Source organism: Georhizobium profundi (assembly GCF_003952725.1).
GTDB lineage: Bacteria > Pseudomonadota > Alphaproteobacteria > Rhizobiales > Rhizobiaceae > Georhizobium > Georhizobium profundi.
This window is the reverse complement of the sequence record NZ_CP032509.1, coordinates 1,166,221-1,179,331: the sequence shown is the minus strand read 5'-3', so window position 1 is coordinate 1,179,331 and position 13,111 is coordinate 1,166,221. Positions and strand designations below refer to the sequence as shown.

Annotated in this window: 12 protein-coding genes; 5 read left to right on the top strand and 7 right to left on the bottom strand. The window is 64.0% G+C overall.

What is annotated here, in order from left to right; all coding sequences use genetic code 11:
- Nucleotides 1-116: 116 nt before the first annotated feature.
- On the top strand, nucleotides 117-1,016 hold the full coding sequence (locus D5400_RS05475) for a histone deacetylase family protein (protein WP_126008435.1): 900 nt from the start codon (nucleotides 117-119) through the stop codon (nucleotides 1,014-1,016).
- Between the two features lie 24 nt (nucleotides 1,017-1,040).
- Entirely contained in the window at nucleotides 1,041-2,315 is a 1,275-nt protein-coding gene (locus tag D5400_RS05470; RefSeq protein WP_126008432.1) for a hypothetical protein, read from the top strand.
- Nucleotides 2,316-2,328: 13 nt separating this feature from the next.
- On the opposite strand, the gene D5400_RS05465 is transcribed toward D5400_RS05470, so the two are convergent.
- The 5 genes from D5400_RS05465 to D5400_RS05445 all read right to left on the bottom strand — a co-directional run bounded on the left by D5400_RS05465 (nucleotide 2,329) and on the right by D5400_RS05445 (nucleotide 6,682).
- Nucleotides 2,329-2,814 carry a CAP domain-containing protein gene (locus tag D5400_RS05465; protein ID WP_126008430.1) on the bottom strand — a complete coding sequence of 162 codons (486 nt, stop codon included), beginning with the start codon at nucleotides 2,812-2,814 and terminating at the stop codon, nucleotides 2,329-2,331.
- Between the two features lie 7 nt (nucleotides 2,815-2,821).
- Nucleotides 2,822-3,088 carry a DUF6460 domain-containing protein gene (locus D5400_RS05460; protein WP_126008428.1) on the bottom strand — a complete coding sequence of 89 codons (267 nt, stop codon included), beginning with the start codon at nucleotides 3,086-3,088 and terminating at the stop codon, nucleotides 2,822-2,824.
- 78 nt (nucleotides 3,089-3,166) lie between these two features.
- The gene (locus D5400_RS05455; RefSeq protein ID WP_126008426.1) at nucleotides 3,167-4,801 is read right to left on the bottom strand and encodes a cisplatin damage response ATP-dependent DNA ligase; all 1,635 of its coding nucleotides are present in this window, start codon (nucleotides 4,799-4,801) and stop codon (nucleotides 3,167-3,169) included.
- Nucleotides 4,802-4,805: 4 nt separating this feature from the next.
- A complete protein-coding gene (locus D5400_RS05450) occupies nucleotides 4,806-5,672 on the bottom strand; it encodes a hypothetical protein (RefSeq protein WP_126008424.1) in 867 nt (288 codons plus the stop codon).
- On the bottom strand, nucleotides 5,672-6,682 hold the full coding sequence (locus D5400_RS05445) for a ligase-associated DNA damage response exonuclease (RefSeq protein WP_126008422.1): 1,011 nt from the start codon (nucleotides 6,680-6,682) through the stop codon (nucleotides 5,672-5,674). Before D5400_RS05445 ends, D5400_RS05450 begins: the two co-directional genes overlap by 1 nt.
- 100 nt (nucleotides 6,683-6,782) lie before the next feature.
- On the opposite strand from D5400_RS05445, the gene D5400_RS05440 reads away from it, so the two are divergent.
- From D5400_RS05440 to pdeM, 3 genes are read left to right on the top strand one after another with little or no spacing between them, the layout of a single operon-like run.
- On the top strand, nucleotides 6,783-7,796 hold the full coding sequence (locus D5400_RS05440) for a methyltransferase domain-containing protein (RefSeq protein WP_126008420.1): 1,014 nt from the start codon (nucleotides 6,783-6,785) through the stop codon (nucleotides 7,794-7,796).
- A 48-nt stretch (nucleotides 7,797-7,844) separates the two neighbouring features.
- Nucleotides 7,845-10,406, top strand: coding sequence for a ligase-associated DNA damage response DEXH box helicase (locus D5400_RS05435; protein WP_126008418.1), 2,562 nt, complete (start codon nucleotides 7,845-7,847; stop codon nucleotides 10,404-10,406).
- A 30-nt stretch (nucleotides 10,407-10,436) separates the two neighbouring features.
- Nucleotides 10,437-11,174, top strand: coding sequence for a ligase-associated DNA damage response endonuclease PdeM (pdeM, locus tag D5400_RS05430; RefSeq protein ID WP_205665519.1), 738 nt, complete (start codon nucleotides 10,437-10,439; stop codon nucleotides 11,172-11,174).
- A 62-nt stretch (nucleotides 11,175-11,236) separates the two neighbouring features.
- On the opposite strand, the gene D5400_RS05425 is transcribed toward pdeM, so the two are convergent.
- Nucleotides 11,237-12,022, bottom strand: coding sequence for a TIGR02186 family protein (locus D5400_RS05425; RefSeq protein WP_126008416.1), 786 nt, complete (start codon nucleotides 12,020-12,022; stop codon nucleotides 11,237-11,239).
- Nucleotide 12,023: 1 nt separating this feature from the next.
- Complete coding sequence (locus D5400_RS05420) at nucleotides 12,024-12,950, bottom strand: sulfite exporter TauE/SafE family protein (RefSeq protein ID WP_126008414.1); 927 nt, start codon at nucleotides 12,948-12,950, stop codon at nucleotides 12,024-12,026.
- Nucleotides 12,951-13,111: the final 161 nt, after the last annotated feature.

Sequence of the window (13,111 nt, the reverse complement as noted above, 5' to 3'; positions counted from 1 at the left end):
CTCCCCTAGATCGTTTCAGGGAAAGAGAGAAGCGGCTGCGAGGCGGACGCCGCTCAAGCGCATTGGAGGCCGTCAGCACTTCACCTGCAGCCAGCTTCCACTATATCGGGTCTCTGATGGTGCTCCCGATCGTCCACACCCCCGACTACGATGCGCAGTTTTCTGCTGACCATCGCTTTCCCATGGGCAAATACACCCGGCTGATCGAGATTTTGAGACGCGATGGCCTCCTCGAACAGGGCCATGAGGTGCCCGGGATCGAACCGCAGGAGGTCTTTGCGCTCGCCCATGATCCGGCCTATGTGGCGCAGGTTTTCGCCGTTGCCGTACCCGAGCCGATCGAGAAGGCCATCGGCTTTCCGGTCAATGAGCGCGTATCGCGCCGCGCGCGCGCTGCGACTTCCGGCACGCTTCTGGCGGCACGCATCGCGCTCGAAACCGGCCTTGCTTGCAACACCGCCGGCGGCAGCCACCACGCACGGCGCGCACATGGTGCCGGCTTTTGCACCTTCAACGATGTCGGCGTTGCGGCCTCGAAGCTTCTCGAAGAAGGAGCGATCCGCCGGGCCATGGTGGTCGATCTCGATGTGCACCAGGGCGACGGAACCGCCGACATTTTTCGCGACGAGCCCCGCGTTTTCACGGTGTCGGTTCATGCCGAGCGAAACTATCCGAACGACAAGGTGCCCTCGGACATGGATGTCGCGCTGCCCGACAAGGTTCGCGACGATGCCTATCTGGAAATCGTCGAGGATACACTGGCGCGCGCATGTCTTGGACCGCGGCCTGATATCGTGTTCTACAACGCCGGCGTCGATCCACACGCCGATGATCGGCTCGGCAGGCTCTCCCTGACCGACGAGGGCCTGAAGCGGCGCGACCGCGCGGTCATCGGCTTCTTCCGGCAACGCGGCATCCCCCTTTGCGGGGTCATCGGCGGAGGATACGGCAAGGATGTCGATGCGGTCGCCGAGCGCCACGCGACACTCTTTCGCGTCGCCCGCGAATTTGTCTGAGACTGGCAGGAGCGGCACGACCTAATGACCGAAAAAGCTCAATTCACGCGCCGCACGTTCCTCTGGTCAGGCGCCGGCGCGGCGACAGCCCTGCTGCTCGGCACGCCGCACGCCTGGGCCCAACGCGCTCCCGAACGTCAGGCTGCCACTTTTCCCGGCTGGACGGCGCCCGAAAACTTTGGCGCGGTAGGCGACGGCGTGGCCGACGATACGGATGCCGTTCGCCGCGCCCTGCACTCGGGGCTTGGCGTGGCGCTGGTCGGCACCTACCGGCTGACCGAACCGATCGTCTTCGGCACTGGCTTCACCGAGCAGCCGAGCATGCTGCAGGGCCTTGGCCGCAACCATTTCATCGTCGACCACGCCGAGGGCGACGCGCTGCACTTCGACTGCGGCGAGATCGGCATTTCGACCGGCAACGCGCTGACTGCGCGCGATTTCGGGCTGCTGTCAGGAGTTGCCGGGACGCCGCATGGGGCGCTGACCCTCACGGCCAGCGGCGGAACGGGTTCGGTCTACCGCACCTTCGACATCACCAATGTCCATACAAGCGCGACCGATCACGATCGCGGCTTTCGCACCGGCATTCGCCTCGTCAACCAGCGGCACGGTGTGGTGCGCGGCTGCATCCATAACGGCGTCCGCCACATGGTGCCGGGCGAGCGCCAGGGAAGCGCGATCGTTGCCGAGGGCGACGGCGAGAGCCACCCGGTCGACTTTACCATCGAGAATTGCCAGGCCTATTTTGCCGGCTGCGGCGTGCATCTCATCGGCACCCACGAAGGCATCACGATCGATAAGCACTCTGCCGTTGCCTGCGACGAGGGCGTGCTCGTGGAGGCGGACGAATACCCGCTGGACGGGGGCAATGCCGGCAAGCCGCTCTTCTGGATCACCAACTGCCACTTTCAGACTTTCAGAACGGGCATGCGCCTGATGCGCGCCCGCGATTTCATCGTAACGGGCAACGATCTGCTGGTGGAGCAGCCGGATACCAGCTGGACCGGCCTCGTTGCGGAAGTGGGTGACGCCGCCTCGCAATATGGCTGGATCGACGGCAACAAGTTCCAGGATGCGACCCGGGTCGGCAGATCGGCAGGCCGAACGACAGGCATCGCGCTGAATGGAGCCTCTGCAGGCGTTCTGGACACACGGATCGGCGTCAACCGCTACGTCAACTTGGTCGTCGGCCTTCACCTTGGCGCAGATGCGCGCAGGGTCGTCTATTCCGACGCCAGTCTCTATGCCGCGGTCGACACGCCCATCGTCGATGAAGGCTCCGGCAACAGCCGCTATTGATTGGGCGACGGCTTCAGCCGCCCGAAAGGATCATCGCCCAATAGGGCGCACCACCATTGCCGGTGTCCTGTGCCATGGCGACGCCGAGACCGGTAAAGCGGGGATCGAGCGTATTGGCGCGGTGGCTTGCGGAAACTTCCCAGGCGAGCAACGCGCGATCGACAGTCGCCTGCCCGGTCGCGATGTTCTCGGCGGCCGGCAAGGTCACGTTCTGTCCCTTCATGCGCTGCACGAAATCGGCGCCGACGCCGATATTGTGCGCCATGCGGCGGTTCTCGGCCATCGTGCGTGCATGAGAAAGCGCTGCTTCCGAGGCACGCGCATCATGGCGCAGCGGCGTCCTCCCATTGGCGACGCGAAAGGCGTTCACCCGCTCGATCGCGTCCATGGTGACGACCTGGCCCGGGATCGAACTGCGGGTGCCGAGCGTCGAGCACCCTGCAATCAGCGCAAGCCCGGCCGCGCCGCTTCCGAGAAGGACGAAACGTCTGGTCTGCATGAAAGGATCAGTTCCGATAGCTGACGATGCGCAGAATGAGGAAGACAGGAATGACCACCATCGCGCCGAGAATCAGGTAATTGCCTACGCTGCCGAAGGCATCGAAGCCCAAATCCCAGAGATAAAGCGCGAAGTCGCGGACGAAGTAGTAAATATCCAGCGGATACCACCCCATCACGTTCATCACGACGCCGACGATGAAGGAGACGACGAGAAGCTTGACCAGCGTCCGTCCCGGCGTATCGCCCAAAAACCGTGTCACCCTGCCCGACATTGGTGCCTTTCCGAAGCTGTCAGCGCGTCTTAAAGTTGGCGAGGTAGGAAGCCTTTGCGGCTTTGGCAAGGCGCCCCGTCAGTCCAGCATCCGTTCCAGTGTCTCCAGGCGATCGGCCTCGCGCGCCGGCTTGTCCCAGCGCAGCCGCGATATGCGCGGAAAACGCATCGCGACGCCCGATTTGTGCCGGGCGGAGCGGTTCAGCCCCTCGAACGCGATTTCCAACACCAGCCCCACCTCGGGCGTCGCCTTGACGGAACGGACCGGGCCGTAGCGGTCGATCGTGTTGTCGCGCACGAATTTGTCGATCAGCTTCAATTCGTCATCCGTAAAGCCGAAATAAGCCTTGCCAACGGGCACCAATTCACCGGTTTCCGGCGTGTCGCCCTTCCAGACCCCGAATGTGTAATCGGAATAGAAGCTCGACCGCTTTCCATGGCCGCGCTGCGCATACATCAGCACCGCGTCGATGGTGAACGGCTCACGCTTCCATTTGAACCACGGGCCGCGCGGTCGGCCGGGCACGTAAGGGCTGTCCCACCGCTTCAGCATCAGCCCTTCGATGATCGGATGCGGTGGCTCGGTGCGGAAGTCGACGATCTGCTGCCAGTCGGTGAATTCGACGAGCCGGGAGATATCGAAGCGCGTCGGATCGAGCCCGAGCACGAAAGCTTCCAGGCGCGCCCGTCGCTCGCGAAAAGGCGCCGCACGAAGGTCTTCGCTGCCATCCTGCATGAGATCATAGGCGCGGATGAAGGCCGGATAGGCCTCCATCGTCTTCGCGGTGACGGCCTTGCGGTTCAATCGCTGCTGCAGGTCGCCGAAGGTGCCGATTTCGACCGGGCCCTGCTTGCCTGCTGTCAGGTCGGGGCTGTGGCCGACGAGCAGTTCGCCGTCCATCGCGCCTTCGAAATCGAGCGCCTCGAGAATATCGGGAAATGTGCCGGAGATGTCGTCGCCGGTGCGCGTATAAAGCCGGCGCACACCGCGCTCCGATGTCGCCTGTACTCGGATGCCGTCCCATTTCCATTCGGCGGCGTAATCGGCAGGGTCCAGCTTGTCGAGATCGCCATCCTCGATGGCGGTTGCCAGCATCACCGGCCGAAACGGCGCGGCCGCAAGGCTCTCGGGCTTCGGCGCATGACCTTCCAACCATGCAAAAAGCTCCAGATAGGGCAGCGTCAGCCCGTGCCAGAGCTCCTCGATCTCGACCACGTCGACCTTGCCGAAATCGGCGAGCGCCTGCTTGGCGAGCCGCGAGGAGACGCCGATGCGCAAGCCTCCGGTCGCGAGCTTGATCAGCGCATACCGGCCTGATGCATCGAGGCGATCGAGCCAGTCCGCCATGACCGCCGGCGCCTTCGCCCGGCTCGTCGCATCCAGCGTCTGCACCACTTCCGACAGCGTCGGCACGTCGTTCCGCCGGTCGAGCGCGCTCGCCTCGGTCGGCCAAATCAGTGCGATCGTCTCGGCCAGATCGCCGACATAATCATAGGAATATCCGAACAGGATCGGATCGATCCGCTCCTCCACCAGCGCCCGCAGCATGGCTGGCTTTACAGATGCGATCGACAGGTCGCGCGTAATCGCGGCAAGGGCCAGCCCCCGCTCAGGATCCGGCACTGTCGTGAAGTAATCCACGAGCAGCGTGAGCTTGCCGTTGCGCGACGGGGTCAGGAGCAGGCGGTCGAGCAGTTCGGCGAAGCGTTTCATCGGATCACGGCGCGGGCGTCAGGGCGATGATTTCAAAGAACGTCTCGTCCTTCGGCTCCATGCCCCGCGCCTGCGTCGAAATCAGATAGACGCTGTCGCCGAGTTGCGCCGCCAGGCCCACCTTGTTGCCGAAATTGGAATTGCCCGCATTGGCGGGGTTGGCCGCGTCGTAAGCGTTTTCGCTCTGGCCTTCGAGAAACGTGCGGCCGACATAGACCGTCCGGTCACCATCTGCCACGAGATTGGCGGCGAGGCGCTCACCCGAAATCTTCTCGACGATTGTCCCGATCTCGGCTTCGGTGACCCGGCAGCGATGGTCGCCAACCCGGCGCGCGCCCTGGTCCAAGAAACCGTACCAGTAGACCGTGCAGGCATAGGCGCCCGGGGCCAATGCGATCGCCGAGAAGGTGTCGTTCAGCCCGGTCAAGGCGTTGTCAGCAGCGTCCATGGCGCCGGCATCGAGCGGCTCGCCGCTCGACTCGATCTCGGCCAATGTCCGCTCCGCAGCCGCCCGCATCGTGTCGAGGTCGGCCCGATCCTCGCTCGCCAAAAAACCAAGAGCGTCGCCGGTTGCCGCAGTCATCGGCAATTCACCGCCAAGTTCGGCCTCCTCGCTCTGCTTGTCCATCACGCAGATGCGTTCGACCGCCGCCTCGCCAACCCGGCCGGAAACGATTGCAAGGCCGTACGTTTCGCTGCCGAACGGGTCGACCCGAACCGCCTCGATCTCCATCTCGCCCTCGGCCAGCGCGCGGCACTTCTCGTCCACGGTCTCGGCGAATTCGGCCCAGGCGTCCGGAGACGCTGCCGACACCGGTTGCAGGCAGGCCGCGAGCAGAACTGCGGTCGTTCCTAAAAGTCTGGCAATCATCACTCAGCCTCGTCTTCGTATCCGACCAGATGTAACGGGCGAGCGCGGATACCGTTCAACTCGCACCAGCGAACCAGCGCCTCTTCGCGCCCATGCGTCACCCAGACTTCCGAAGGCGAGATGGCGGTGATCGTTTCGATCAACTCGTCCCAGTCGGCATGGTCGGAAAGAATGATCGGCAGTTCCACGCCGCGTTGCTTGGCGCGCTGGCGCACGCGCATCCAGCCCGAGGCGAAGCAGGACACCGGATCGGGAAAACGCCGCGCCCAGCGATCGGCAAAGGCCGACGGCGGTCCAACGACGATCGCGCCCGCGAAATCGCCCTTCTTGCCGTTGTCGATGGTGGCCGGCGCCAGCGGACCGAGCGCAACCCCTTGGGATTCGTAATAGTCGCAGAGCGTCTTCAGCGCGCCGTGGATGTAGATGGTTTCGTCATAGCCCGCGTCGCGGATCAGCCGGATCACCCGCTGTGCCTTGCCGAGCGCATAGGCGCCGACGAGGTGCGAGCGCTCCGGAAACTGCCGCACGGACTTCAGGAGCTTGCCGATCTCTTCGCGGTCGTCGGGATGGCGAAACACCGGCAGCGCGAAGGTCGCCTCGGTGATGAAGACATCGCAGGGCACCGGCTCGAACGCCGCACAGGTCGGGTCCGGCCGCGGCTTGTAATCGCCGGACGCAACGATCCGAAGCCCATCCTTCTCGACGCAGATTTGCGCCGATCCCAGCACATGCCCGGCGGGATGAAACGACACGGTGACGCCGTTGATCGTCAGCCTCTCGCCGATTGCCGCTTCTTGCCGGCTGGCCGCGAAGTTCTCGCCATAGCGGATCGCCATGATGTCCAGCGTCTGCCGGGTGGCGAGCACGTTCTGATTGCCCGGTCGGGCGTGATCGGCATGGCCATGCGTGACCAGCGCGCGCTCCACGGGGCGCACCGGATCGATGTAGAAATCACCTGGCGGACAATAGAGCCCCTCGGGGCGCGGCTTGAGCAGATCATCGGGGCGCATCGTCTCTAGATAAGGCGCCTGTGGTGTGGCGAAAAGGCGCTTGCCAAATCATCGCCATGCGCGCATAGCCCGCGCCGTCCTCCTTTGGCGCTTGATCATCATGACACAACTGTCGTTTTCCTCCGGCGATCTGGTAGCCGATCGGCGCGCCGATTATGCGCGCATGCTCGCCGATGCGGGCGACTTCGCGGCCGCTGCCGATCTCATGCGCCAGGCGCTCGAACTCGTGCCCTCATGGCCAGCAGGCCATTTTACCCTTGGCGTGCTTGAGGAAAAATCCGGGCGTCTCGCAGCGGCGAGCGAGGCCTTTCGCGAGGTTCTGCGTCTTGCACCGGCGGATATCTACGGCGCCGGGCTAAAGCTCGCGGCGCTCGGCCAGGCACAGGCCCCGAGCCAGCCCCCGGCCGCCTATGTCGCGCGGCTGTTCGACGACTACGCCGAACGCTTCGATTCCGCGCTCGTCGAGGGCCTTTCCTATTCGATCCCGGAGAAACTGACCGCGCTGATTGTCGCCAACGCGCCGGACCGCTTCAAGACGGCAATCGATCTCGGCTGCGGAACCGGGCTTCTCGGCGAACGCCTGCGCAACCGCGTCTCGTTCCTCAAGGGCTACGACATCTCCAAGGGCATGCTGGCGAAGGCTGCGGAAAAAGCGGTTTATGACCAGCTCGCACCGGCGGACCTCGCAAGCGGCCCCGCCAACGGGGGCGTGCCACTGCCGGACAATGAAGCGCTGAAGGCGGATCTCGTCACCGCTGCCGACGTCTTCATGTATCTCGGCGATCTGGAGCCGGTCTTCGCGACGGCTGCCGCGATCATTGCAACCGATGGCTATTTCGCCTTTTCGGTCGAGGACGGAGCAGCCGATGTCGACTGGCAACTGCAGCCATCCCTTCGCTACAGGCACGGCGAACACTATCTGCGCGCCCTTCTGGATCGGCATGGCTTCGACATCGTGGTGACCGAGCGCGGGCCGATCCGCAAGGATGGAGCCGAGACGATCATCGGTCTTCTGGTCGTTGCCCGTAGGCGCTCGGCCGCGGGCGTCACGCTCGCCGATCTGCCGGTGATCGACGCTTCACCCGATATCGCACCGACGGAAGTGCTGCACTGAGCGTCTGCGCCTTGGCGATTGCCGATGCCGGGCCTACCTTAACGGGTCATGGAGCATGACCCGCGACTGGCAGCACAACTCGAGGTGGATGGCGAAGGGCCTCGGTTTGCCCTGCCTGCGCAATTCATCGACTGGTTCGCCTCGCGCGGGTGGCAGCCGCGTGCGCACCAGTTGGAACTGCTGGCGAAGGTTCGGTCGGGCAAGTCGGTTCTGCTGATCGCGCCGACAGGTGCTGGCAAGACGCTCGCCGGCTTTCTCCCGAGCCTCACCGATCTGGCCGAGCGCGGGCCTGCAAAACCAGGCGCTGCCAGAAACGGCATCCACACGCTCTACATTTCGCCCCTCAAGGCCCTCGCCGTCGATATCGAGCGAAACCTGTCGCGCCCCGTCGACGAAATGAAGCTGCCGATCCGCACCGAGACACGAACCGGCGACACCTCGCAGACCAAGCGCACACGGCAGAAGACCAATCCGCCCGACATTCTTCTGACGACGCCGGAGCAGCTGGCGCTCCTCCTTGCCTCCCCAGATGCGGATCGGTTCTTTTCCGACCTGAAGACCGTCATCTTCGACGAGCTGCATTCGCTGGTGACTTCGAAGCGCGGCCATCTGCTGGCGCTCGGGCTTGCGCGGCTCCGGCGCCTGCGGCCGGATCTCGTGACAATCGGTCTCTCGGCAACCGTGGCGGAGCCGGAAGAGCTGCAGGGCTGGCTGGTGGCGCAGGATGGTCGTGAGCGCCGGCTGGCCGAGCGCATCGTCGTCAGCGGCGGCGCGAAACCCTTGATCAGCATCCTGCAGTCGGATGAGCGCGTGCCCTGGGCCGGCCATTCGGCCCGCTACGCGATCCCGGACGTCTACAAGGCCATCAAGGACCATCAGACGACCCTGCTTTTCGTCAACACGCGCAGCCAGGCGGAAATGCTGTTCCGCGAACTCTGGCACGTGAACGAAGACAATCTCCCGATCGCGCTGCATCACGGCTCGCTCGATGTCAGCCAGCGAAGGCGCGTGGAAGCGGCAATGGCCGACAATGCGCTCCGCGCCGTCGTCGCGACCTCCACGCTCGATCTTGGCATCGACTGGGGCGATGTGGATCTCGTCATTCATGTGGGCGCGCCGAAGGGCGCAAGCCGGCTCGCCCAGCGTATCGGGCGCGCCAATCACCGCATGGACGAGCCGAGCCGCGCGATCCTCGTTCCGGCCAATCGCTTCGAGGTGATGGAATGCCAGGCGGCGCTCGACGCCAACTATCTCGGTGCCCAGGACACGCCCCCGATTGGCGCGGGCGCACTTGACGTTTTGGCCCAGCACATCCTCGGAATGGCTTGCTCGGCCCCCTTCGATGCGGATGAGCTCTTTGCGGAAGTCACCTCCGCCTCGCCCTATCAGGAGGTCGGACGCGACACGTTCGACCGGGTTCTGGAGTTCGTCGCGACCGGCGGCTATGCGCTGAAGACATATGATCGCTATGCCAAGATCCGCCTGACCGCCGACGGCCTTTGGCGCGTCTCCCATCCGCGGATCGCTCAGCAATATCGCCTCAACGTCGGAACGATCGTGGAGGCCCCGGCGCTCAACGTCCGGCTCGTTAAGCGCGGCAAGGCAGGCGTGACAGCGGCGCGTGGCGGGCCCACGCTCGGCAAGATCGAGGAATACTTTCTCGAGACGATGGTTGCCGGCGACACGTTTCTCTTTTCCGGCCGCGTGCTGCGTTTCGAAGGTATTCGCGAGAACGAGTGCATCGTTTCGCTGTCGCCGAGCAACGATGCGAAGATCCCGACCTACGCCGGCGGCAAGTTTCCGCTCTCGACCTATCTGGCAGACCAGGTGCGCGCCATGCTGGCCGATCCCACCCAATGGGGCGCTCTGCCCGACCAGGTCGGAGACTGGCTGCGCATCCAGAAGGAAAAATCGATTCTGCCATCACGCGACGAGCTCTTGATCGAGACCTTTCCCAGAGGCCGACGGCATTACATGGTCGCCTATTCCTTCGAAGGCCGCCTCGCCCACCAGACGCTCGGGATGCTCCTGACGCGCCGGCTGGAGCGGGCGCGCGCAAAGCCGCTCGGCTTCGTGGCAACCGATTATGCCCTGGCGATCTGGGCACTGTCCGACATGGGCGAACTTTTCGACAGGCGCCGGCCGGCTCTCTCCGATTTGTTCGACGAAGACATGCTGGGCGACGACCTCGAAGCATGGCTCGCCGAATCCTGGCTGCTCAAGCGGACCTTCAGGCAGTGCGCCGTGATCTCAGGACTCATCGAGCGCCGGCATCCGGGCCAGGAAAAGACCGGCCGTCAGGTCACCGTCTCATCCGACCTCATCTACGATGTTCTGCGCAGCCATGAGCCGGACCACATCCTCCTGCAGGCGACCCATGCCGATGCGGCGGCGGGACTTCTCGACATCCGGCGTCTTTCCGACATGCTCGCGCGCATCAAGGGGCACATCGTCTTGAAGCGCCTCTCGCATATTTCACCGCTCGCAGTGCCGATCATGCTCGAAGTGGGCAAGGAATCGGTGGCCGGCGAGGCCAATGACGCGATCCTGGAAGAAGCATCGGAAGATTTGATTGCGGAAGCCATGGGCGAATCGGGTATCGGTCTGTGACGAACAAGCCGAGAACGATCAGACCCCGCCATGAACCACCATGCCGCCCTGCGGCTTTCCTCCGCCGAAACTGACATGCCCGGCCGCACGATCGCCATCGAGATCGCGGGCGTCGAAGTCGTTTGCGATGCGCTTGGCGTGGCCTATCTGGAACGAAGCGGCACGCTGATCGTCAGCGATCTGCATCTGGAAAAAGGTGCCGCCTTTGCAAGACGTGGCATGATGCTGCCGCCCTACGATACGGCCGCGACCCTCGATCTCCTGGAAGCGGCGATCCGGCGCTACGAGCCGAAAGCCGTGATCAGCCTCGGCGACAGTTTCCACGACCGGATCGGAGCGGCCCATATGCCGGCGATCTATGAGGAGCGGCTACGTCACGCCATGGCGGGTCGGCAGTGGTTCTGGATTTCCGGCAATCACGATCCGGAGCGGCCGGCGAACCTGCCGGGCGAAGCGACGGACGCGCTTTATGTGGATGGCTTGTGCTTTCGCCACGAACCGACCGCACGGCGCGCCGACTGCCGGGGCGAGGTCGCCGGCCATCTGCATCCATCCGCCCGCGTCGTTCGGCGTGGTCGTGCGGTGCGCCGCCCGTGTTTTGCCTCCGACGGCACCCGCCTCGTCATGCCGGCATTCGGCGTGACCACCGGCGGGCTGGATCTGCGCCATCGCGCCATGCAGGGCCTCTTCGACCGCGCGACGCTGTCGGCACATCTGCTCGGCCGCGAGCGGCTCTATTCGGTGCGCTTCGCCAATCTGATCGGCTAGGCATAAGCGCTTCCAGGTGAAGTGGATGCCGCTTCACCGTTCGGAAACGCGACGTATCAGACTCAGTTCTTGCGGAAGATCACGCTGCCGACCCAGCCGGTCAGCATGGCGAGCACCACGCAGACGATGCCGTAAAGCAGCGAATCCTCGTAGGCCGCCGAATAGATGAACTGCTCCAGGCCGGTTTTCACGACCCGCAGCGGCAGATCCCGCTCCATTACGAAATTGCCGCTCTTGAACAGATAGGCCCGGATCGTGTGCTCTCCGAGCGGCACGTTGGCCGGCAGGCGAATCGAGGCCCGAAACAGGCTCGAGCTGACGAAATCGACGCCGTGCGGCGCGGCTTCATAAAGCCCGCTCGTCTGCTTCAGTCGCCGAAGCGCATCGCGAAACACTGCGATATTGCTGCCATCGCCAATGGCGCCTGTCGGCACCAGCCGGATGTTGTTGGACCCGATCTCGTAGCGATCGAGCACGATCGACCCGGTGATTCGCTCCACCGGCCGCGTGCTTGACAGCGAATAGGAAGCCGCGACGGGCTCGAATTCCATCGATCGACGGTTGACCCAGATGCCGAGCACCCTTTCCTTGCGCCAGACGGTCGTCTGGCGCTGCGGGCCGACCAGCGCCACGACGATGTCGTACTCGCCGAGCTCCAGGAGAAACGGATCGGCACTGTCGAGCGCCCCGAACACCGTGATGTCGGCCCCCGTGAAATCGGATGTGATCGCGATTTCGTTCGTCGAGACGCCGATATCGAGGCGCTCGGTGGGCTCTCGTTGCTGGGCGAGCGCTGACCCTGCCAGCAGGCAGAGGAGGATGCCGAAAAGTGCTGCGAACGGCCTCATGTCAGAACGCCGCTCCTTCGATGATCACCGAATAGACTTCATCCGGCGGCAGCAGGAGATCGAGCCCGAGGCGCATGCCGACGGCGAGCACGAGAAGCGCAAGCAGCGCCCGAAGCTGCTCGCCGCGCAGTTTCTGCCCGACCCGTACGCCATATTGCGCGCCGATGACGCCGGCGACCATGAGCAGGAAAGCAAGAACGATATCGACCGAGTAGTTCGTCGTCGCCTGCATGATGGTGGTGAAGGCCGTGACGAAGATGATCTGGAAGAGCGATGTCCCGATAACGACGTTGGTTGGGATACGCAGGAGGTAGATCATCGCCGGGACCATGATGAACCCGCCACCCACGCCCATCACCGACGTCAGAATGCCGATGGCGAAGCCGAGCGCGATGACCGGGATGACGCTGAGATAGAGCTTCGATTTCTTGAAGCGCATCTTCATCGGCAGCCGGTGCACCCAGATGTGCTGGCCGGGCTTGCGCAGCGCGACCGTCTCCTTGCGCGCGGCGCGGCGCATCGAATTGATGCTTTCCCACAGCATCAGTCCGCCGACGATGGAGAGAAACAGCACATACATCAGCGAAACGATGAGATCGAGCTGACCGAGCCGCCGCAAAAGCGTAAAGATCCAGATGCCGAGCGCCGCCCCCGCAATGCCGCCGATGAGCAGCACCACCCCGAGCTTGATATCGAGAGAGCCGCGCTTGAAATGCCAGAGCGAGCCGGAGAAGGACGAGGCGACGACTTGGTTTGCGCCGGTGGCGACGGCGACTGCAGGCGGGATGTTGTAGAAGATGAGAAGCGGCGTGATGAGAAAACCGCCGCCGATGCCGAACATGCCCGACAGGAATCCGACCGCCGCACCCATGCCGAGAATGACGAAGATGTTGACCGATAATTCTGCGATCGGCAGGTAGATGGTCACGTCTTGCCCCTGAGCGCTCCGCACGGTTCTCGGGCGTTTCCAGGTGAAATGCGAACCGGTTCACCGTTCGGAAACGCGGTATGTCACAGACCTGGAGCAGCGGACCGCTTTGATGAAGCGAACTGCTCAAGGCGCCGGCCGAACGCCGAAGTCCCGCCAAC